The organism is uncultured Chitinophaga sp. (assembly GCF_902168175.1).
Lineage (GTDB): Bacteria > Bacteroidota > Bacteroidia > Chitinophagales > Chitinophagaceae > Chitinophaga.
In genome coordinates, this window is sequence record NZ_CABHOU010000095.1 from 502,720 (window position 1) to 524,836 (window position 22,117).

General features: G+C 46.5%; 20 protein-coding genes and 3 tRNA genes. 10 read left to right on the forward strand and 13 right to left on the reverse strand.

Going from position 1 to position 22,117, the window contains the following annotated elements; translation table 11 throughout:
* Nucleotides 1-156 precede the first annotated feature (156 nt).
* Complete coding sequence (locus QZT80_RS23310; protein WP_295128045.1) at nt 157-1,701, reverse strand: alpha-L-arabinofuranosidase C-terminal domain-containing protein; 1,545 nt, start codon at nt 1,699-1,701, stop codon at nt 157-159.
* Between the two features lie 225 nt (nt 1,702-1,926).
* Here QZT80_RS23310 and dusB point away from each other — a divergent pair, with 225 nt between their 5' ends.
* The 3 genes from dusB (at nt 1,927) to QZT80_RS23325 (ending at nt 4,410) form a co-directional block, all read left to right on the forward strand.
* A complete protein-coding gene (gene dusB, locus QZT80_RS23315; RefSeq protein WP_295128048.1) occupies nt 1,927-2,964 on the forward strand; it encodes a tRNA dihydrouridine synthase DusB in 1,038 nt (345 codons plus the stop codon).
* A gap of 6 nt (nt 2,965-2,970) precedes the next feature.
* Nucleotides 2,971-3,678, forward strand: coding sequence for a dipeptidase PepE (pepE, locus tag QZT80_RS23320; RefSeq protein WP_295128050.1), 708 nt, complete (start codon nt 2,971-2,973; stop codon nt 3,676-3,678).
* Nucleotides 3,679-3,822: 144 nt separating this feature from the next.
* Nucleotides 3,823-4,410, forward strand: a complete 588-nt coding sequence (locus QZT80_RS23325) for a hypothetical protein (RefSeq protein WP_295128053.1) — start codon at nt 3,823-3,825, stop codon at nt 4,408-4,410.
* Between the two features lie 72 nt (nt 4,411-4,482).
* Here the strand turns inward: QZT80_RS23325 and QZT80_RS23330 are convergent, their stop codons facing one another.
* From QZT80_RS23330 to QZT80_RS23370, 9 genes are all read right to left on the reverse strand, one after another.
* A complete protein-coding gene (locus QZT80_RS23330) occupies nt 4,483-5,586 on the reverse strand; it encodes a mechanosensitive ion channel domain-containing protein (RefSeq protein WP_295128055.1) in 1,104 nt (367 codons plus the stop codon).
* A 94-nt stretch (nt 5,587-5,680) separates the two neighbouring features.
* A complete protein-coding gene (locus QZT80_RS23335) occupies nt 5,681-6,805 on the reverse strand; it encodes an AAA family ATPase (RefSeq protein ID WP_295128058.1) in 1,125 nt (374 codons plus the stop codon).
* On the reverse strand, nt 6,774-7,484 hold the full coding sequence (locus tag QZT80_RS23340; protein WP_295128060.1) for an RNA ligase family protein: 711 nt from the start codon (nt 7,482-7,484) through the stop codon (nt 6,774-6,776). Before QZT80_RS23340 ends, QZT80_RS23335 begins: the two co-directional genes overlap by 32 nt.
* Before the next feature lie 177 nt (nt 7,485-7,661).
* On the reverse strand, nt 7,662-8,054 hold the full coding sequence (locus QZT80_RS23345; RefSeq protein WP_295128063.1) for a hotdog domain-containing protein: 393 nt from the start codon (nt 8,052-8,054) through the stop codon (nt 7,662-7,664).
* A 298-nt stretch (nt 8,055-8,352) separates the two neighbouring features.
* Nucleotides 8,353-9,213, reverse strand: coding sequence for a hypothetical protein (locus QZT80_RS23350; RefSeq protein WP_295128066.1), 861 nt, complete (start codon nt 9,211-9,213; stop codon nt 8,353-8,355).
* Nucleotides 9,214-9,571: 358 nt separating this feature from the next.
* Nucleotides 9,572-10,867 carry an ABC transporter permease gene (locus QZT80_RS23355; protein ID WP_295128069.1) on the reverse strand — a complete coding sequence of 432 codons (1,296 nt, stop codon included), beginning with the start codon at nt 10,865-10,867 and terminating at the stop codon, nt 9,572-9,574.
* Between the two features lie 15 nt (nt 10,868-10,882).
* On the reverse strand, nt 10,883-11,803 hold the full coding sequence (locus QZT80_RS23360; protein WP_295128072.1) for an ABC transporter ATP-binding protein: 921 nt from the start codon (nt 11,801-11,803) through the stop codon (nt 10,883-10,885).
* A gap of 571 nt (nt 11,804-12,374) precedes the next feature.
* Nucleotides 12,375-13,940: an NAD(P)/FAD-dependent oxidoreductase gene (locus QZT80_RS23365; RefSeq protein ID WP_295128075.1), complete on the reverse strand. Its 1,566-nt coding sequence runs from the start codon at nt 13,938-13,940 to the stop codon at nt 12,375-12,377.
* A gap of 335 nt (nt 13,941-14,275) precedes the next feature.
* Nucleotides 14,276-14,668, reverse strand: coding sequence for a DUF3127 domain-containing protein (locus tag QZT80_RS23370; RefSeq protein ID WP_295128078.1), 393 nt, complete (start codon nt 14,666-14,668; stop codon nt 14,276-14,278).
* 557 nt (nt 14,669-15,225) lie between these two features.
* Between QZT80_RS23370 and dnaA the strand changes: the two genes are divergently transcribed.
* The 3 genes from dnaA (at nt 15,226) to QZT80_RS23385 (ending at nt 16,981) form a co-directional block, all read left to right on the forward strand.
* Nucleotides 15,226-16,659, forward strand: a complete 1,434-nt coding sequence (gene dnaA / locus QZT80_RS23375) for a chromosomal replication initiator protein DnaA (RefSeq protein ID WP_295128081.1) — start codon at nt 15,226-15,228, stop codon at nt 16,657-16,659.
* Between the two features lie 139 nt (nt 16,660-16,798).
* Nucleotides 16,799-16,887: transfer RNA gene (locus QZT80_RS23380), tRNA-Ser, on the forward strand.
* Between the two features lie 19 nt (nt 16,888-16,906).
* Nucleotides 16,907-16,981, forward strand: a tRNA-Pro gene (locus QZT80_RS23385).
* An 882-nt stretch (nt 16,982-17,863) separates the two neighbouring features.
* Here QZT80_RS23385 and QZT80_RS23390 read toward each other — a convergent pair.
* Nucleotides 17,864-18,229: a hypothetical protein gene (locus QZT80_RS23390; RefSeq protein WP_295128085.1), complete on the reverse strand. Its 366-nt coding sequence runs from the start codon at nt 18,227-18,229 to the stop codon at nt 17,864-17,866.
* 586 nt (nt 18,230-18,815) lie between these two features.
* On the opposite strand from QZT80_RS23390, the gene QZT80_RS23395 reads away from it, so the two are divergent.
* Nucleotides 18,816-18,890 (forward strand) — tRNA-Pro (locus tag QZT80_RS23395).
* 162 nt (nt 18,891-19,052) lie between these two features.
* On the opposite strand, the gene QZT80_RS23400 is transcribed toward QZT80_RS23395, so the two are convergent.
* Nucleotides 19,053-19,430 carry a DoxX family protein gene (locus tag QZT80_RS23400; RefSeq protein WP_295128088.1) on the reverse strand — a complete coding sequence of 126 codons (378 nt, stop codon included), beginning with the start codon at nt 19,428-19,430 and terminating at the stop codon, nt 19,053-19,055.
* Nucleotides 19,431-19,533: 103 nt separating this feature from the next.
* On the opposite strand from QZT80_RS23400, the gene QZT80_RS23405 reads away from it, so the two are divergent.
* On the forward strand, nt 19,534-19,872 hold the full coding sequence (locus QZT80_RS23405) for a helix-turn-helix domain-containing protein (RefSeq protein WP_295128091.1): 339 nt from the start codon (nt 19,534-19,536) through the stop codon (nt 19,870-19,872).
* Between the two features lie 41 nt (nt 19,873-19,913).
* Here the strand turns inward: QZT80_RS23405 and QZT80_RS23410 are convergent, their stop codons facing one another.
* Entirely contained in the window at nt 19,914-20,417 is a 504-nt protein-coding gene (locus tag QZT80_RS23410; protein ID WP_295128093.1) for a hypothetical protein, read from the reverse strand.
* Nucleotides 20,418-20,635: 218 nt separating this feature from the next.
* Here QZT80_RS23410 and QZT80_RS23415 point away from each other — a divergent pair, with 218 nt between their 5' ends.
* Nucleotides 20,636-21,208 carry a sigma-70 family RNA polymerase sigma factor gene (locus QZT80_RS23415; protein ID WP_295128096.1) on the forward strand — a complete coding sequence of 191 codons (573 nt, stop codon included), beginning with the start codon at nt 20,636-20,638 and terminating at the stop codon, nt 21,206-21,208.
* Between the two features lie 94 nt (nt 21,209-21,302).
* A partial coding sequence (locus tag QZT80_RS23420; RefSeq protein WP_295128099.1) for a FecR family protein occupies nt 21,303-22,117 on the forward strand: 815 nt, incomplete at its 3' end.

A 22,117-nucleotide genomic window follows, 5' to 3' on the forward strand; every position in this document is an offset into this window, starting at 1 on the left:
ACTATACTAAAAGCCCGTTCCGTTTCAGGAGCGGGCTTTTTTTTAGGTGGATGGGTTTATTCACTGTTATAGTTATAAAAGCATTTTTATCGAAGTTGATAAATGAAGAAGCCCGCTCTTTTCCGGAGCGGGCTTCTTCATTTTACGTTGATGCAGTTACTTTAGTTCAAGCACCACAACTGATAATTTAGGAAGTGTAACGGTAAGGTCATTGCCTTCTTTCTTAGCACCTTTAAACGCAGCAGGTTTAACCTTATTAGGTTCTTCGAAGCTGTTGATGTCGGTGAATTTTGGAGAAGTCATAATCTGCCCGTCGATCGTTTTCCAATTGGCGCCGTTCAGCGAAGTACGGATCGTAATATCTTTATTCGGATCGATGTTTACGAAGGAAATGTGGATAGCGCCGGAAGCATCCTGCGAAGCAGAAACGTTTACCGCAGCCAGTTTATCGCCACCTAAGCTGTAATCGGGCGCGGAGAGTTGTACGGGCAGCAACTTTGCATCCTGGTGTACCTTGTACAGATCGAAAATGTGATAGGTAGGTGTTAATACCATCTGGCGCCCTTTGGTTAGGATAACCGACTGCAGCACGTTCACCGTTTGTGCGAGTTCGGCCATCTTTACACGGTCGGCATGGTTGTTAAAGATGTTGAGGGTAGTGCCGGCAATAATCGCATCGCGCATGCTGTTTTGCTGGTACAGGAAGGCTGGATTGGTGCCAGGCTCCACATCTGTCCAGATGCCCCATTCGTCCACTACCAGTGCTACTCTTTTACCCGGATCGTATTTGTCCATAATAGTGGAATGCCTGTTGATCAGTTCTTCCATTTTAAGGCAACTGTTCATGGCCAGGAAGTATTCCTTTTCATCGAACTGTGTGGCAGAACCTTTCTCGCGCCAGGTTTTAGGAACAGTGTAATGGTGCAGCGATACGCCCCACATCATGCCAAGTGGGATATTACGCATCATCACTTCTGTCCAGTTATAATCGTTGCTGTTAGCGCCCGATACGATTTTTTTGAGCGCTACGCCAGGATAGTTTTTGCAGAAAGTGGCATAACGCCTGTATTCGCCTGCGTAATACTCAGGTGTCATATTACCGCCACAGCCCCAGCTTTCATTGCCAACACCCCAGAATTGCACTTTCCATGGTTTGTCGCGGCCGTTCTTTTTACGCGTATCAGTAATGGGGCTCAGTCCGTCGAAGTTGAGGTACTCCACCCAGTTATTCATTTCCTGTACGGTGCCGCTGCCCACGTTGGCGCTGATGTAAGGGTCGCAACCAATAAGTTCGCAAAGTTCCAGGAATTCGTGGGTGCCAAAGCTATTGTCTTCCGTAACGTTACCCCAGCTGCTGTTTACCATTTTAGGCCGGTTCTCGCGCGGACCAATACCATCGCGCCAGTGGTATTCATCGGCGAAGCAGCCGCCGGGCCAGCGAAGGTTAGGTACTTTAATCTTTTTCAGCGCATCCACCACGTCCAAACGGATGCGGTCCTTTTTAGGTACCTGCATGCTATCGGCTACCCAAAAACCGTCGTAAATACAACGGCCAAGGTGTTCCGAAAAATGCCCGTAAATATGGCGGCTAATAGTTTCTTTGGGTGCGTGAGCGTTAACAAGGAGCCGGGCTGGGTTTTGCGCATAGGTTGAAATTACTGCGCCCGCCATAACAGCGGCCAGGAGTATCGTTTTCTTCATAACGTATGTTTGTGTTGTTTGTACCGACAAAATAATAATAAATGTCGGTTTGACAAGTATTTTTTAGACCGGTGGTAGCGCAATTTCTACTGCTTATTTTTGCAGTGCCGCTGAAGGGAGTGACACAACGGCGGCCGGGTCAGCGGGTTGCTGCCCATCTCCCTCTAATATCCCGGATTTGGAGTATCTTTGCAGGCTCAAAGGAATATATTCATTTTATAGCTAATGGTTAAGATCGAAAACATAGTGCTGCCTGACTTCCCGCTGCTGCTGGCGCCGATGGAAGATGTGAGTGATCCCCCTTTCCGCGCGGTTTGCAAGGAAAACGGGGCCGACCTGATGTATACGGAGTTCATTTCCAGCGAAGGCCTCATACGCGATGCGATTAAGAGCCGTAAAAAGCTCGATATCTTTGATTATGAGCGCCCTATAGGAATTCAGATCTTCGGCGGCGACGAGGACAGCCTGGCTATGGCCTCAAGGATCGTAGATGTAACTAATCCGGACCTGCTGGACATTAACTTCGGCTGCCCGGTTAAAAAAGTGGCCTGCAGAGGCGCTGGCGCCGGTGTTTTAAAAGATATAGACCTGATGGTGCGTCTTACAGACGCCTGTGTGAAAGCCACCAAGCTGCCGGTAACAGTAAAAACCAGGCTGGGCTGGGATGATTCAAGCAAAAATATTGAAGAAGTGGCCGAGCGCCTGCAGGATGTGGGTATCAAAGCCCTGTCAATACATGGCCGCACCCGTGCCCAAATGTATAAAGGCGAAGCCGACTGGACGCTCATCGCCAAAGTGAAGAACAACCCTCGTATCAAAATACCTATTTTCGGCAACGGCGACATCGACAGCCCACAGAAGGCGCTGGAGTATAAAAACCGTTACGGTGTGGACGGTATCATGATCGGTCGCGCGGCCATCGGTTATCCCTGGATTTTCCGCGAAATCAAACATTTTGTGCAAACGGGCGAAGTGCTGGCAGGACCAACCGTACAGGAACGTGTGCTGGTTTGCAAAAATCACCTGCGTAAATCTGTAGAATGGAAAGGCCCGATCGTTGGTATCAACGAAATGCGCCGTCACTACGCGAGTTACCTGAAAGGTTTGCCCAATATCAAGGAATTCCGCAACAGGCTGGTGGTATTAAAAACACCAGAAGAAGTGGAAGCTGTGCTGGACGAAGTGCTTACCACTTACGACGGGGTAGAGATCGAACGCAGCCCCATCGAACTGATTAACTATCACGAAAAATGCCCGGTTTAAACGGCTATGAATAAAAATATCGTACTGGCCAGTACCTCTACATTGTTTGGAGAAGCTTACCTGGCCTATCTGCAGCCTGTAATTAAAGAACTGTTTGCCGGGATAGATGAAATTATATTCGTCCCCTTTGCCCGCCCGGGTGGTATTTCGCACGACGAATACACGGCCAGGGCGGCAGGTGCTTTTGAAGCACTTGGTATTAAGGTTACAGGTCTCCATACTTACAGTGATCCAGCAGCAGCGATTACCAGTGCGAAAGGTTTTTTCACGGGCGGAGGTAATACTTTTCTGCTCGTTAAACAACTGCACGGGTTAGGGTTGATGAACGTGCTTAAAACAGCCGTTGAAAGTGGTAAACCCTATATGGGCGCAAGTGCAGGCAGCAATATCGGCGGTATCAATATGCAAACTACCAACGACATGCCTATCGTTTATCCGCCCAGCTTCGAAACGATGGCACTCGTTCCGTTCAATCTCAATCCTCACTATCTCGACCCGATCCCCGGAGTAGTGCATATGGGCGAAACCAGGGAAACCCGCATCAAAGAGTTTCATACCCAAAACAATATTCCGGTAGTTGGCCTCCGCGAAGGGAGCTGGATAAGGGTGAAAGGAAGCGTAATTACGATGGAGGGTTCGCAACCGGCCAGGATTTTTACTGCGGGGAACGATCCCTACGAATTACCTGCAGGCAGCACACTGGATAAATTATAGCAACAAATATTTCATTATTAACAGGTTAAACCTGTAGTACGCAGGCCGCTTATTAATTTAGGCGGCCTGCGTATTTATTGGAGTATTTTTTGCGATCTTCATAGTACAAATAGTAATGCAGCAGTTTGGCTTAATCAGATCCCTATGTTAATTAGCTTTAAAGGACAACAACACGGCGATGTGTTTATTCCGCCGTTTACCCTGCAGGATGGAGAAATTGCAGTCATTCGTATACCCGCCGGCGCGAGGCGTCAGGAAATGAAAAAGGTATGCCTGGACATGCTGCTTTCCGTAACTGATATGGCGGTACGAACGGAAGTGCCGTTTACTTATGTGGATGAGGCGCAGCAATCGTTTATGGGCCGTTTGCTACACCCGGTAAGCGTAAAAGATTATATCAGGAAGTACGGCAGTCCGGCCAATGCAGTGGCAAGGCAGGTATACGATACCGATGAGAACATTTTTCCGAACGATCGTTTTAACTCACTTACCCCGGCAGGTCGTAAGCTGGTGGCTTTGTACACCGCATTGTCCTGGTCCCACCGCATGATCATTGACCTGGGCGAACTGGATAAAGCGGGTGCCAGGCAGGTGTATAAAGTGGTGAAACAATATGCCGATATCGGCGGCTCGGCCGTGGTGTTGGTAAGCGACGATGATTTGCAGGAAAAAGCCACCCACTTTGTTTCCGTATCTGTCAAAAAAGAAACAGAAAATATCAATGTTGCGTAACGGCGCTATATCCTTTGGGTTATTCCGCCTGTTGCGGATATGGTTGTTTTAATATTTGCAGAAGCAATGCTTTTATGCTTCAGGCAGATCTTTAATTTCATCTTTGAAGGACCTGTCTTCAATGATCGCCCGTGTTTTAGGCAATGCATCAGGATAATTTTTCTGGATAAAGCTGATAAGGTTTTCCCGGATATAACAACGCAGGTCAAACGCACGGCCTGAGGTAGCGGCGCTCATGAGCATCCTTACTTCAATCACTTTTTCCCTGGCATCCGTTACCTGTACTACCTGCACATTTCCATCCCATAATTCATTCTCTTTTAACAACCGGCGGTATTCCTCCCGGATAGCGTCAATTGGTGCGGTATAATCGAGGTAAAGAAAAACAGTGCCCAATAGGTCTGAACTACTACGTGTCCAGTTCTGGAAAGGTTTTTCAATGAAGTAATTGATAGGGAGTATCAGTCTTCTTTTATCCCAGATGCTAAGCACTACATAAGTAAGTGTGATCTCTTCTACCCTTCCCCATTCACCTTCTACAATTAACACATCATCTATTCGGATAGGTTGTGTAAAGGCTATTTGTAAACCCGCCAGGAAGTTGGCCAGCGAACGTTGTGCAGCAAAACCGATAATGATACCGCCCACGCCCACACCGGTAAGCAGGCCGGTGCCTACTTTACGAAGATGATCGAAGCTAAGCAGGATAGCGCAGGTTGCCAGTATTACGATAACAGACACCGCGAATTTGCGGATGAACTGTAATTGGGTACGCACCTTTCTTTCCTTCAGATTATCTGTTTTGGAAAGATCGTAGATGCTGTACATGTAGTCCTCAATGATTTTGATAATTCCAATAAGCAGGAACGCAAAGGAAATGATGATCAGGATGCCAGTGATGCGGTCCAGCACATTATAGGCTTTGGGTCCTAAAGTCATGAGGGGCAGCACCATATTGAATATAAACAATGGCAGAAAGTAGTTCAGTGGTTTGCCAAGCCTTCGTATAATGGAGTAAAACCAGGAAAAATCATTGCTTCTTTTTGAGTAAAACTTTGAGGCGAGTGTAAAAAGCGTCTTTAAAATAAGACCCGAAACGATGGCTAAAAAAGCCAGTAAGAGATTCCAGAATATAGGGGGAAGCGTTTCAAAGTAGTTCTCCAGGTTTGTCCACATTAGGCCGATTGTTTAGTGAATGAAGCTGGACTGCCGCAAAAAGCAGTCCAGCTTAGGTATTTGAAAGTTAAAAAATGGTAAGAATATGGATAGATTATCCTGCCACGTGATACTCCACTTCCTGCGCTTCCCACCTGGCAGGCACTTCCAGCTTCCTTGCCAGTTTATCCAGGGCTGCGGCAGGTACTACTGCTTCCCGGTTTTTGTTTTGCGCCTGCAACTTACGGTAAGGTACTTCCAGGTACACGATCCTTACTGCTGCTTTGTAAGTAAGGATGAGGCTGATGAGTTGTGCGCGCATTTGCCTCGTGGTATTGGTGGCGTTCCAAACGAACGGTTGTTGTTTGCGTAAGTATACGCGGGCCTGTTCTTTTGCAGCCTGTATAATTTGTCCATTACCGCGTTTGTCTGTTGGCGCTACATCCAGCTCTTCCCTCAAATCATCCAGGGAAATAACGGGCAGTTGCGGGTAATTCCTTTTAATAAAGGTATCTTTTCCGGCTCCTGGTAGTCCACTCATGACTATTACTTCCATCACGGGTTGCTCAAACGGAACATAACCGGGATCAGTATTATCATGTTGCAGGTAGTGAAAACGCGCGTGGTTATCAGCGAAGTTGCGCGAAGTGCCCCAGCAGTCGTTTTCCTTGCAAAACTCTTCGAAGCAATCGATACGGTACAACAGGTCGGCCTTATCCTGGCAAAAACGGCCGATAACATCAGCCCTTGCCAGCAGCGCAAGCCACGCGGTGTTTACTTCCAGACTGGCGCTCACCAGTTCTTTTAAAGGATCGCGACGTTCCAGTAACCATAACGGCAGGCTGTGATGCCTGACCAGTCCGTAAATCATTTCACGGATGGCGAACGGTGTTTCTATATCGCGGTAAAGAATTTGCCTGGCGGTAGCAGCACCTCTGCGGGTATGGCCAATCGCGGTAATGCGCCCATCGGGTTCAGTTACCGTAGTACTGCGTTTTTCTACGTCGTGTAGTAAAGCAGCCGCCCAGAGCATTTCCTTTTCCTCTTCGGCTAATAACAGCCATGCCTCCTGTTGTTGTAAAGCCTCCAGTACCATCTGCGTGTGGATGGCCACGTTACCTTCGGCATGGTGTACAGCGTCCTGCGGTACATGTTGCATATCACGTACCCAGTCGAATTGTGCTTCGAGCTGTGACCATTCTTTATTGTTAGTGAGTGTCCACATATTTACCTCCTTCATTTGCCAGCGGTGCGCGTTTCCAGTTGCGCGTCCAGTGCTGGTCGGTTTTAACATGTCCTTTGCGGACGTATTTAAACACGTTCTCAGAAAATGCGTTCACGGCATAACTGCCGGTATTGCGCGTTACAATGCCTTCCATTACAGAAGGTTTTCCGCTGATGGCGTCGTGTGGCGCCAGTGCGCCCGGGCCTGCGGTAATGGATAATACTTCCTGCTCAAATTCCGTGCGGTTTGCCGGTGAGGGAAAGATTTTTATTTCCGGTACAACGGGCAAGTCGAGCATCGCTGCATAAAACTTCGTTTCCTCCCAACTGAGCCACCGGTCGGCTTCGCGAACAGCGAATACGTAGAAGTGGTGTTCCAGTTTATGGTATTGCAGGGAATGTACGGCGTACAGGTTTTCGAGAAATACGTCCAGTTCACCCAGGTCGTGCTTAATAAGCTGCCAGTAACGGCGCAGACTTTCGGTCCACGGCGATGTGGTGGGCGCGGCATGCGAGCGGGCAAATACGCCCAGGCGGGACAGGCAATTATTTTCGCCGTCCAGCTTTTCTGTATGCACGAGCTGCGGAATATTATTAATAAGTGGCCAGTAATCGTGACTTATCCTGTCGTCGCTGGTAGTACCTGGCGAAAACGGATAATGGTACGTACGGCCATATTTTTGAGAAATAGCCATGTAATAAGATAGTTAAATTAAACAATACAATCACTTCCGCTCCGGGGGATGGAGCAGCTAACCCAATGTTAGTATGTGAATGTAATTACACGGCTCAAGGCTTTATAGCTTTTTGAATAATGGGCACAAAGATACAACTTCTTCTTAAATGGAAGAAGCGGGAAATGGGTCAGGAGATTATTCTTCTCTTAAACGCTCGTCTGTATAAGTAATTTCTGTTTTACCATGTGGAGAAGGGACTCCATTTTCATCTACGCTCACAAACACCATTTTATCAATGGTAAGAATTGTTTTTTGCGTGATTTTGTTACGTACCTGGCAGGTAAGCGTAAGGGAGGTGCGGCCGAAGTGGGTAGCTTTAATTCCCAGCTCTACGATGTCGCCCTGGCGTGCAGAGTTGATAAAATTGATCTCGGACATGTATTTGGTTACCACGCCGTTCGTGCCAAGCTGAATAATAGTATAGATAGCCGCTTCTTCGTCAATCCAGGCCAGCAGCGATCCGCCAAACAAAGTGCCGTGCGCGTTCAGATCCTGCGGCTTTACCCATTTACGCGTATAAAAATTCATTGCATATCAATTTTGCCCCCGGAAAATTACTGCAATTGTGGCATATATCATAAAATAGGAAAGGGTTAAGGATATGGTGGTCCCTAACCCTCAAGGGGACAAACACTGGCGTGTTAGTTCAGATATTCATAATCCCTTTCCTGTCGTAATCGGCCTGATCCTGCCGGCAATAAAACTGAACAGAACAGTTTCTTCCACGGCTACGATTTTGTTACAGGCATCATTCGTAAAGGTATTTTTGATGAGCCGTTTGATTGCAGGGTTATGTAAACAGCAGTTGTTCTCCCATTGATCAGGATTATAGATACTGATATTCTTTGTATAATATTTTTACGCCCCTTGAATTGATGTAATAAATTTTGCTGAGGCGCTGCCGGTTATCTGATTCCAGTGTATAACGGTATAGTACCGGATCTTCGTCATACATGAAGTATTGAAGTTCATCAAACATGGTGGAGCCGGTCTCAAAAATATCGAGCGGCGAGTCCCAGGTAGAATTAACTACCATGTCGTGTAGCCTGGAAGCTTTATGGAAGAGATATTCCGGGTTGGTAATACTCGTGTTTCTTAGCACGTAGCGCACCTCACGGTAGGTTTCAAATGTAGCCTCACTTGCTTCTGTTAGTTCGTCGTGGTAACCATAAGTGTAAAAGTGGTTGCGATATCCGTCAGGAGCGTGCATGCGAAAGTTCGGTTTCGGGAACCAGGGCATGTTAATTACAGGTTCATGATTAAATAACAACGTGTCATGCATGCGCTCAATCTCAAATGGACTTGAAGGGTAACGAATCGTTTTTGCCAGCCGGCCTTTTTCATCATAAAAGTATTTCCATTCGCGGTTAAGCTCAGTTATATATGGCCTGAGTATCACAGAATCTACGCGGCCGTTCGTATCATACGCGATGTAAAAGTTGGCTTCCTGTGGCTCGAAATATAACCTTGTGTGTACGCTTTTTACCTGTTTAAGATGGTTGTACTCATACCTGCGGTATCCATAATAGTCGCCGTTTATAGTGTCGTACAGCGTTACCTTTGCCAATTGGTCAGGAAAATGGGAATGGATATCCGCTCTTTTTTCCAGGGTGATGGGGTCGTTTGTTTTTGTACATGATACAATGAGAGTGCAGCCAACAAACAGGGCTGCCAAATGTTTAAGCATGGCGTATTGATTTAGGGGTAAAAAATTTGTGTATCGGTTAACGGCCGCTGCAAGTTAAATCATTATTTTTTTTGTTGATGGGGATGCAAAGGTCATTACGTTTCAAGTGTAATACCTAAGACTTAAAGTGTAGAAGCAATGAGTTGAAGAGAAGGAAAATGTAGTCCTGTACAGCGTTTACGGTACCAGCCGGATGATGTTAAAAAAAAGACCAGGGCAACTGTGATTTTTAAACACATTTCGCTAATAATATAGTGATGGTTAATTGAAGTATGAATGGCAGCATTAGAATGTGCTTCCGGAAAAAGAAAATCCCCTGCAATTTTGCAGGGGATCAAATTATCTGGTGTTAGCAGGATTATTTTCTGGCGATCCATTTAATTGCTTCTTTCATAGTTACTTTTTTGCCATACAGTAATATGCCGGTGCGGTATATTTTTGCGGCAGCCCAGGTAGAGAAAATAAAGCCTACGATCAGGGAGGCCATCGAAAGAAGGAGTTGCCATACCGGTACGCCGCCGGGTACGCCATATGGAAGGCGCGCCATCATTACCACAGGAGAAGTGAAAGGTATGATGCTGCCCCATACTGCGATTGGGCTGCCAGGGTCTTGCACTGCCTTAAACATGATGATGATGGCAATGATAACGGGTAAGGTAATCGGGAAGGTGAGTCCCTGTATATCGTTTGGATCTTCGTTTACGAGGCTTCCGACTGCGGCAAACAAAGAGGCATAAAAAAGATAGCCGCCCAGGAAGTAAAACATAAAGCAGGAAATGATGAGCGTCCAGTTAACGCTGCCGGCTACGTATTTCATATTACGTATCATTTCTGCAGTGGCGGCGCTGTTGCCGTTCTGCATAGATTGTGCGGCCTGGATCTCGTTTTGTGAGAAGGTGAGCATGATGCCGGAGTAGATGGCGATGATCAAACCTACCCAAATGATGAACTGGGTGAGTCCTACGCCAGCGATGCCGAGTATTTTACCCATCATCAGCTGAAAGGGTTTAACGCTCGATACCATTACCTCGGCGATGCGGTTCATCTTTTCTTCCATTACGCCGCGCATCACCGACATGCCGAATACGAGCAGGATGATATAGATGATAAAACCACTCGCATAACCAACGGCGAAAGCAACACCGGAGCTGCCTTCTCGTTCTTCCTTACCGGTTTTGTTGATAATGTCTATATCCGCACGCATTTCCTTTAGTTTACCCTGATCGATGCCAGCAGCGGCCATGCGCTTTTCTTCGATCAGGTCCTGAAGGCGGTTTTCGAGTTTACTTCTAAGGGATAAGTTCATTTGCCCTTCGCTGTAATATACGATACCGGAGGGACGGTTAATATCCATCGCCGGAATATGGAGCAGGCCATTGTAGCCGAGTTGTTGGTAGGATTTTTTCAGCGTGTCTATTTGTGCTTCCACAAATTTAAAATGCACGTTGTCATAGTCTGCCAGCTTATCCTGGAACATTTTGCTTTCGTCTACTACGGCAATACGCTGCGAACTATTGCCCGATTTGGCCATGAGGATGGGCACTACGATGGTAGCCGCAAAAAACACTGGGATGAGCAGCGTGGTGATCAGGAATGCCTTTTTGCGCACCCTGGTAATATATTCCCGTTTTATGATGAGCCATATTTTGTTCATAGCGGAAGATTTTGGTTAGTTGGGAATCTGTTCTGTGAATTTTACGCGTTCAATGAAAACATCGTTGATCGTTGGCAGCAGTTCTTCGAAATACGTAATAGGTATATCATGATGGATGAAGTGCGAAAGAATATCATTCGTTTTGCTATCTGCATTCACCTTAACGGTATAAGCGTGATCATCCTGCTTCACAATAGTAAAGTGATGGGTAGCCATTTGCGCAGGGTTGGGCATTTGTCCAACGCCAATACGGAACAGGTTGTGTTTAAAATCATGTTTGATTTGTTTCACACTTCCATCTAATATTTTTTTGCCTTTATTCACCAGTACGATCTGGTTGCAGATTTCCTCTACCTGCTCCATACGGTGTGTGGAGAAAATAATAGTAGTGCCTTTACGGCTGAGTTCGAATATCTCGTCCTGTATCAGTTTAGAATTGATAGGATCTAAACCCGAGAAGGGTTCGTCGAGAATAAGAAGTTTGGGATCATGAAGAATGGTAGAAATGAATTGTACCTTTTGTCCCATGCCCTTACTGAGTTCTTCTACCTTTTTATTGTACCAGGAAGTGATTTCGAATTTGGTGAACCAGTAGTCTATTTTCTGTTTCGCTTCTTTTTCGCTGAGGCCTTTCAGTTGCGCCAGGTATTTAACCTGTTCGCCAACTTTCATCTTTTTATACAGGCCGCGTTCTTCCGGCATGTAGCCAATGTGGCGGATGTCGTTTCCCGGGTCGAATTTTCTGCCATCGAACAGGATTTCACCCTCATCGGGGTAAAAGATGCCTGTTATCATGCGAAGAAGTGTGGTTTTGCCGGCGCCATTAGGGCCAAGCAGGCCAAATATGCTGCCCTGTGGAATTGCAAAGCTCACATCATCAACCGCTTTGTGAGTAGCATAGTACTTTTTCAGGTGTTGAATGTCGAGTAGGTTCATAGCAATAATTAATCACTTCAAATTACGGGATTATTAGCGGCGTTACAAGGGAAATTACACAAACCGGCTTTTTGTCGGTACTAAGCTGGCTATGCTTAGCCACACCTTTGGCTGCACGGTGAACGGGCAGGGGAGCCTGAGATTATTGTACAGCAATGCCGTGATGTCTTGAAATCCGCTTTGGGCTTTACAATCCCTCCTTTAATCGTACCTGCTGGTTGGGTACGGAGGATAAGAATGTTGTTCCTAAAGGAGTTAATAGCAGCAGGCAGGCTTTGGTTGCTGCTGATCTCTATGTTTAACTACGCCTTCAATCTGGTAAGTTGTCAGGCGCGGGGGGGGATGGTGAGTCCTGTTAGGGTATTCGCGCCAACTGGCTAGAATAACGTTCGTCCGGGGCTTAAATTGTTGCAACCCGTTGGGTATGCAGGTAATATAAATAACGCTGCGTGTATAACTTCGTGCAGGGATTGTTGCATGGTAATGCAGTAACACCGCATGACGCAATAGCTACACAGCTACAATTAGCCATGGGATTTTTGTCAGGGTGTTATGGTAATAGGATCGTATGTCAGACTTTGGACATTGCTCCGATCATTTCTGCTATCCGTTCTCCGTCCATCGCTGCGGAAACAATGCCTCCGGCATAGCCGGCGCCTTCGCCACAGGGGTAAAGACCTTTGATCTGCGGATGCATGAGTGTATCGGTATCGCGTGGGATGCGCACAGGAGAAGAGGTTCGGGACTCCGTAGCGACCAATACAGCCTCGGACGTGTAATAGTTCTTCATCTTTTTGCCAAAGGCTTTAAATGCTCCGGACAGGCGTTTGTGTACCGCTGCAGGAAGCACCGTACGAAGGTCTGCGCTGGCCAGGCCTGGTATGTAAGAGCATTCGGGTAGTGATGACGAGATACGTTTCTCTACGAAGTCGGTCATACGTTGAGCTGGCGCCACAAAATTGCCACCGCCGGCATTAAACGCACTTTTTTCCACGTGCTGCTGGAAATACATGGCCGCCAGTGGGCCGTGTTGGGCGAATGGTGCGAAGTCAGATTCATCGACTGTAACTACCATACCCGAGTTGGCAAATGGGTTATCGCGCTTGGAGGGCGACCATCCATTAACGACAAGTTCGCCCGGGTCGGTTGCTGCCGGAGCGATAATGCCGCCCGGGCACATACAGAAAGAGAATACGCCTCGTCCATCTACCTGCTCAACCAGGCTGTAGCTGGCGGGAGGTAAAAAGTCGCCACGATGTGTGCAATGGTATTGTGCCATATCGATGAGCCATTGCGGATGTTCTACACGAACGCCCAGTGCAAAAGGTTTGGCTTCAATTAGCACCTGCCTGTTATTCAGCATGATGAAGATGTCGCGGGCGGAGTGGCCGGTGGCGAGTACAACATGGTTGGCGTGATAGCTGTTGCCACTCATTGTTTTTACACCGGTGACCGTACTGTTGTCGATAATAAGATCGTTTACCTTTTGTTCGAAGTGTACCTCGCCCCCGCAGGCCTCGATCTGCTCACGCATCGCAGTAATGATATGCGGCAGCTTATTGGTGCCAATATGCGGGTGTGCATCATACAGAATTTTTTCTGTGGCACCGAAGTGGCAGAATATATGGAGTATACGGTTGATGTCGCCGCGTTTGTTGGAGCGGGTGTAGAGTTTACCGTCAGAGTATGTGCCTGCTCCTCCTTCGCCGAAGCAATAGTTGGAGTTCGGGTTTACGATGCCTGTTTTGTTCAGGGCTGCAAGATCGCGTCTGCGGCTGCGTACATCTTTACCTCTTTCCAGTATAACCGGTTTAATACCAAGCTCTATCATCCTAAGGGCTGCGAATAACCCGGCAGGCCCGGCACCTATTATAATAGCACTTGGCGCAGTGGATGGCAGCGTATCGTAATCAAAGCTCAGGTGCGGCCTGTCCTGGAAGGGCTCATCTATAAATACCTGTACCGTCAATACATAATAAACCTGTTGCCTGGAACGGGCATCAATAGAACGTTTCAATAAGTTGTAGCCGGTAATGGCAGAAGGCTTAATGCCCAGGGATTTTGCCGCGTGCTGGGTAATAGCGACATGAGAGGACGCTTCCGCAGGAAGCACTTTGAGAGAAACCTGTTGTATCATGTTAGAACTGGTTAGGTATTTATCCTAAAACAGGGCAAATATACGGAGAACGGATAAAACGACCATCATTCACGGGCGGCCCGCATCTTCTCACGTACTCGTATTTTAACTGCATGGGCGGTTAAGCGATTTGTTAATGATTAATACACCGATATAGATGATGTTGGCAGTTATACTGACATGATGTCGCAAAAGCGAATGCGCAAACCGGTGATGTGTACGGACGACATATTGAATCAGGCGGATATTATATATACATGTGTGTAGTCCTATTATGTAACCAACAAAAAAGCCGCGCTCCGAGGAACGCGGCTCTGTATAGAGAGGTAATTCTATTAGAAAGGAAGATCGTCGCCGCCAGTTGCGCCGCCACCATTAAAGGAGGGAGCCTGAGGAGCGTTGTAATCCGGCATACGGTCGCCGCCGGAGCCATCCTGCATCATAGCTTCCATGCGCCATGCGTCCAGGTTGGTAATGTAGTTCACCTTGCCGTCTTTTTCCCAGCGGGTGCCCCTGATGTTAAAGTAAACCTTAACGGTCTCACCTTCGTTAAAACGATCAACTATCGCTGTTCTGTCCTGAACCGCCTGAAACTTTATATAGTTGGTGATGATACGGCCGTTAATGTCGTCGGATTTCTCGATCACAAATTCTCTCGTCTTAAACGTTTCACTGCGTTGCATTGTATTATACTTTACAACCAGCTTTCCGGTAATTTCAAAACTCATAGCAAAATTGATTTAAAAAGTTCAGTGCGCCAAAGATAAGTCATTCGCTTTCGTCAGGTGAAAATAAATTTTTCCACAAGTTATTACACAAAAACGCTTGCATCCTTCTAAATTTGCACGACCTTTGCCGGCCCGGTAAATCAAGGGCCCAATCCGGCCCCTCCAAACGGACCTTCATAAAGTGGTTCGGGAGGGAGCTGAAGCGGTAACTGGCCAGGCCAATATTATTTTACCGGGTATGCTGTAGTATTGTATTAAATGGTGTATGAACATATGAAAATGATTGTGAGCAACATGGGGATAATTTAGCATTGGGTTTAGCACCCGGGAAGGCTAGAACCCCGATGCAATGGAGGTTTGAGAGGATTAGCAAAAGGGTCGGGCCGGGGATAGACATTCTGTAATTGTAGATTAATAAACAAGGTTAGATAAATTTTTTTTTTCAACATTTTCTACAGATATTCGTCGTCCTGTCAAATAATTTTTCAACAGCCTACGTTGAAAAGTTTGTATTCGAGATCACCCTAATTAATAAACGAATAATTATTTTTTACTAAATGAATAAAACTTGCGAACAAGTTTGGGAAAGGTGTCTGAATATAATCAGGGATATAGTGGAGTGGCAGCCGTTTAAGACGTGGTTTGAACCAATAAAACCTATCAAGCTTGAAAACAATGTTTTAACTATTCAGGTACCAAGTCAGTTTTTTTACGAATATCTCGAAGAGCACTACGTAGGTTTGTTGGGCAAAACAATTAAACGGGAATTAGGAAAAGAAGCAAGACTGGAGTATCGCATTGTCGTGGAGAATGGAACGCCCCACCAACATCCCAAAACAGTGAATATGCCAACGCAGTTCTCTAAACCCCAAAAGGATAGCGAAGTGGATTTTCCACTTACCATCCAAAACCCGGTAAAGAACCCGTTCGTAATTCCCGGTATCAAACGTGTGCAGATTGATTCGCAGCTGAATCCCAATTATACTTTCGAGATGTTCATCGAAGGTGATTCCAACCGTGTGGCACGCCGCGCCGGTAAAACCGTGAGCGATAAGCCCGGAGGAACTTCCTTTAATCCACTCGTTATATATGGCGGCGTAGGTTTGGGTAAAACCCACCTTGCGCAGGCTATCGGTAATGAGGTTAAGCGCCAGGCCCCAAACAAGGCCGTGCTTTACGTAAGTGCCGAAAAGTTCATCAACCAGTTTATCGATCACTCGAAGAACAATATTATTAACGACTTCATTCACTTCTACCAGCTCATCGACGTGCTGATCGTAGACGATATACAATTTTTTGCCCGCGCAGAAAAGTCACAGGATGCGTTTTTTGCCATCTTTAACCACCTGCACCAGTCTGGCAAACAATTGATACTAACCTCCGATAAGCCACCGAAAGATCTCGATGGCGTACAGGAAAGGTTACTGAGCCGTTTCCGCTGGGGACTTAGTGCAGATATCCAGTTGCCCGACTTCGAAACACGCATGGAGATTCTTGAAATGAAAATGCGTAACGACGGACTGGAAATGCCTAAAGAGGTGATCAAGTACGTAGCTTATAATATCCAGAGTAACGTACGCGAGCTTGAAGGGGCCCTTATTTCCCTGTTGGCGCAGTCTTCCCTCAATCGTAAGGAAATCGACCTGGACCTTGCCAAACGCGTGCTGAAATCATTCGTTAAAACATCATCCAAAGAAATTACGATCGAGAGCATACAGAAAATGGTGTGCGAATACTTCGATGTGCCCTATGATAAGCTGTTGCAGAAAACCCGCAAACGCGAAATTGTACAGGCCCGCCAGATCACTATGTATCTCGCCAAATCGTTTACTAAAAACTCTCTTAAAACCATCGGAGAACATTTTGGCGGCCGCGATCACACTACGGTGATTCACTCCTGCCAGACGGTTAAAGACCTGATGGATACCGACAATACCTTCCGTGACAGCGTCGTGGAATTGCAGCAAAAAGTGCAGCTTGCAGCCATGTAAAAACAACCTGAAACACCTCCTGGAACAACGATATTAAGATGCCGGACAACGTTCCGGCATTTTTATTTTGAAAAATTTCAACTTGCTTTTGGAGATTTAAGAATAATTCCTATTTTTGCATCCCCTTCAAACGGGATACGGTGAGGTGCCTGAGTGGCCGAAAGGACCGGTTTGCTAAACCGGCGTACGGGTCAAACTGTACCGAGGGTTCGAATCCCTCCCTCACCGCTGAATACCGGAAAGAGTCCGGGATGTAGCGTAGTCCGGTTATCGCGCCTGCTTTGGGAGCAGGAGGTCGCAAGTTCGAATCTTGCCATCCCGACTAAAACTAAAAGGCTTTAAATCGTAGATTTAAAGCCTTTTTTAATTTATGCCGATCTCCAAATTATTCTTAGGAACGCCTGCACGAAATGCAGGCGTTTTTTTACCCCTTCGAACTAGTGATGCTTACGGAATTGCATGAAGTAATGTGCGTATTCCACGGCGCTTTTCTAAATATTGAAAAGTGCCGCAGCAGGTATTCAGGTGAAAAATGATCGGTATGGAGTGCTTAAAAGTGCCGCATTATTCCTGCTTCCAATATGCTGTGCATGTTTGCTGTTATGTAGCGTTTGTATGCCTTCATGCTAGTAACCTGATAAATGATAGCGGAAGAAATATCCCCGCCTTCTCATTGTTTAAATTGAATTGGAAATGGGGTAAGGAAATGATTATTGAGTTTTATGCCCCTTTTATATTACCCTTCTTTCTTGAATTTCCTGCCAAAGTAAAATCACATGTTTATTAGCTGAATTGCCCCAAATGACAAATAAGCCATGTTGAAAAGGCTTATTGTTTTTGAGTTGCTAACCGGATTTGGATATTTAACTATGACTTCCGATATGCAGCCGGCAGGCGTAACAGTGAACCACTACATGCGTTTCGTACGAACGGTGTAGTGCAGGTGGAGCGGAGAACTTTTTTTGGCGAATTCAGAGAAAACGAAGGATGAAAAATATTCTCATTCTACTCTTAATGATTTCGGGTATCACTTATGCTAGCCCCGGCGGTACAACGTCTGTACGCCTCCCGGCAAGGGCAATCCGCTGGCAGGGACAGATTAATTTAGTTATGCGTTGAACCGGAGATGGTAAGATATTCGGTTGCCTGCATAAACGAAGGCTGCCTGTTTAAAATTAAAACCGGCAGCCTTTGTCGCTAAAAGTTAATGCACACACGAGAAAGAATACAAAGTACCAGTTCCACTTTTGCTAACACCGTTTTGTACATACCATATCGTACCTGTAAATACCGATTGTACAGCGGGGTTCACGGAGGCTAATGTGCCGCCTGCAGGTGCCAGTGACTGGTCGTTGAGGTCGTACACACCAACGAGATAGTTTTGGGTACCGATGTTAATGAATTTTACTTTAACAGTGAGGTTACCGGGGATCATCATCCAGGCGCAATATTGCTTTTCCAGCACAGCTGCTTTTGTGGTGGCTGCTTTGGCAGCAGGGTAGTGTGAAGAAACAACAACAACGAATGCCAGTACGATAGCAGCCAAAGCACAATACAATTTTCTTTTCATGTTAAGTGGGTTTATTGAAGGTGAAACAAAACAAAGTCGACCTGCATAAAGTATGCAGGAAATGGGTATACGATCATCATAATTCCGGGAAGCCGGGGACGCACAAACACAAGGGCAACGCTACGATTCTAAGTTAGAGAATATGTATGTAGGGTTATTCACCATTATTAAGCATTGATGGCCGGATATTGATCCGGTTACCCAGGGTTTACTTTTAGTACTGGTGTCCATTTGCAGCGCGTACTGGCGCGATTTTCAGGATTGCCGTAATAATCTGCGTACAACTTAAGGTAGCGCTCAAATACTTTTGTTTGATATCTGTCGGTATGTTGCCTGTATCGGGGAGGAAGGCGGTTTGTGTTTTTTTCGAACTCGCCGGGCGCACATTTTATGGGCTTGTCTTCCGTTTCATATGATGAGGGAAATTTGAAGGACTGGAGATTGTTCGGCCTCCAGTGATTAATAAAGTATGGGTTAAATCATTGATAATGTTTAAAGTTTTGTATATTTGCAGCGTCAATGGATTGATGCTGTATGGAATTACCTTTACGTTTCTCCCTTACGACAAAAAAACCGGAGTAAAATTCGGGATGTAGCGTAGTCCGGTCATCGCGCCTGCTTTGGGAGCAGGAGGTCGCAAGTTCGAATCTTGCCATCCCGACTGAAAGAACGCCTCGCAAAGTTGCGAGGCGTTCTTGTTTTTAAGATACATTGAAATTTAATTGCTGTTCTGGCTGCTATGCCCCGTACCTGGTAGAGAACAACGTCAATGTTTTACGACAGTAGTTGCCCCCCTCGCCCTTACAACGCAGCCAATCCACAGTCATATCTTCTTTAAACGTCCCCAGCCAATGAATGCCGCCACCAGCGCAACGAAAATATTAAACCCGATAGCTCCGGCTTCTCCCCGCATTATGTGAAATACAGTGGCGCAAACCATCAGTGCTACAATGCAGAATGCTGTTACTGCTGTTAGGCCTGGCTTCATTCTGAATAATCCGGGAAGCAGGAGCCCCAATCCGCCTGCGAGATCTATTACGCCGGTGAATTTTACCAGCAATGCCGTTACTTCTCCCGCCCAGGGCCACATCTCTGCAAGCTTTGCGGGTGCCTGGAACAATTTCATGGCGGCTGCCCAAATTAACAGCGTGGCCAGTATCACCTGTAGTGTCCATAGTATTACATTTAGAGGCTTGGTCATATCCCTGATTTGTTTAGGCAAACGTAGTTATATTTGTTACGCGGCCAGACCTCACTTCCCTCATGGATAGTAATGGCACGGTTATCAAACTAATACTGAATTTATGCTGACAGACGGTACATGTCCTGCGAGCGCTCTTTTTATCAAAGATGCCCTTGAAGCAGTAGAAGGCAGATGGAAATTACTGATTTTATTTTCCTTATCAAAAGGCCCTAAACGTTTTACACAAATTGCCCGCGAAGTGAATGGCATTACTGACAAAACATTATCGCGCGAACTGAAAATACTTGAAGCCAATAAACTCCTTAGCAGAACGGTGATCGACAGTTTTCCGCCTACAGTGGAATATGCACTCACTGAACACGGCAGATCACTGGAAAAGGTACTCGATACTTTACAGCTTTGGGGAGTTGCGCATCGAAAAGAAGTGATAGGAAAATAAACGCCAAACGAAAAGTAGCTTACATTGTTGCGTATCGGCTATTAATTATACTTCAAACTATCCAGCCTGATAATGAAATGATTTTTTCTGTCGCGTACGGGTTTCCCGTTCTGTTCAAGTGGCCATACATCGCCGGTGGCGTCGGTAATACGGTCGCTTTTATACATACTTTTCCAGTCGGCTTTGTGGTCGGGGTATTTCCATTCCCAATAGCTGCTATCCTTTTGTGCATAGCGGATAATTAAGAATTTATTAGCCGGAATATTTTTGTGCTGCCGTAGTCCAAGGAGTGTTATGGTGTCGCCTGATAAAATGAAGTCGCCGGTATAACAGCCGGGGTTCATAAAGTCGCCCTGGCAAAACAGGTATTTGCCATCTTTGTGCAGTGTGAAAAAGGTGGTGCCAAATCCGCTCTGCCCGGCAGGCGGCCCGGCATGGAACGTCTTCTCCTCTTCTTTTAAACCCGATGTTTTTTGCCAGCAGGTAGATAATAGCACAGTAAAAGCAGAACACAAAACGTAAAGGGAGGACGAGCCTGTAAGCATGGTAATTAAATTGACGGGCGTAAACCAAAGCCGGGTAGCGATTAATAAAAGTACACGGCAACTGATCATGTAGATTGTACCGCAACAGCTAAATGTAGGGTTTAAACTTTTATTGTGCAACAGGGTGCAGCCGTTCGCCCTCTCAGGCAGGTTACAATTATTTATTATCAACAAATCATTATTCCTTCTAATTTCGTGTGGATTTATCTCGAAACCCAATGCTGGACGCCGCCGCAGAATCACTTTTACTGAACGCCATCCGTCAGGGCGACGAAAAGGCCCTGGAAGTGGTGTTTTTGCGTTATTACCGCCTCTTAAGCCGCTACGCCGCCGCCTTGCTTAAAAGTGAAGCAGACGGCCAGGAAGTGGCATCAGACGTGTTTTTAACCTTCTGGGAGAAAAGGCAGTCCATAGAAGTGAAAGAGAGTTTACGGCAATACCTGCTTGCTATGACCCGCCACCGCACGCTGCGTCGCCTTAAAACGAGCAGCCGTACACCAGCCGCGGTGGAACTTACGCCCGAAACTGTAAACGAGTTTGAGGCCAGTGGCTTCGATGAACCCGATGAGGACCGCTACGCCAGCGCAGACTATCTCGCCACTTACATCAACCAACTACCGCCCCAAAGACGCCACATCTTCCAGCTAAACAAAATTGAAGGCCTTTCTTACGCCCAGATCGCCGAACAACTCGGACTTTCTGAAAAAACGGTGAAGAACCAGGTGTACCGCGCCATGCTGCAGTTAAAAAGCTTGTCGTTGGTGCTTTTCCTGCTTTATTCAAGATCGTAACCAGACTTAATATTCAGTTAACATGGACGGATGGGCCGCTAAGCCCTTTTGATGTCTCTTTATGAATAAGGGGCGGCAAATCCCGGTAATACCTATGCTAACAGAGAATGAACTGGACTGGAGCCTTATCGATAAAATAGTGGCCGGCACTGCCACATCGGAAGAATCAACTCAATGGGAAATACTGACGAGAGAACAAGCGGCTTATGCTGCACTTATTCCCTGGCTCCGCCGTGTACACAAAGACCAGCACGACCCATCCTCCCCTTACTACGCTATGGATGCCTGGCAGGATTTTAAAACGAAGTTGCCCGCCCCTTCCCAACAACCCTCGCGCGGCATATTCCAACTCTGGCCGAAAGTTGGTATGGCAGCCGCGGTTGCCATACTCATCGGCCTTTCCTGGTGGTTATATCCTTCCTTACATCAATCGCCTGAAAATACTGTAGCTGCCTTGGTTACTTACAACGTGCCTAACGGTCAGCGTAAACTGGTTACGCTGCCTGACAGTACACAAATATGGGTGAACGCCGGATCGTCGGTGAAAGTGCCTGCAGAATGGGGCGCAGATTCAATACGGGAAGTATGGCTGGAAGGAGAAGGCTTCTTCGATGTCGCTAAAAATCCGTCGCGCCCGTTCATTGTGCATACGCCGGAAACCAATGTGCGTGTGCTGGGTACTTCTTTTAATATCGAAGCCTATCAACATATACCTGTTGCTGTAACGGTAGCTACGGGTAAGGTGCGCTTTTCCAGTAACAACGGTCAGTCGGTAACGCTGCTGCCCAACCAGCGCTCTGTATGGGTGGCAGGGAAAGAAACATTTGAAACTACGCAAACTGATGCTGCTATTTACAACGGCTGGCGCGATGGTGTGATCCAATTCCATGATGAGCCGTTGGCGAACGT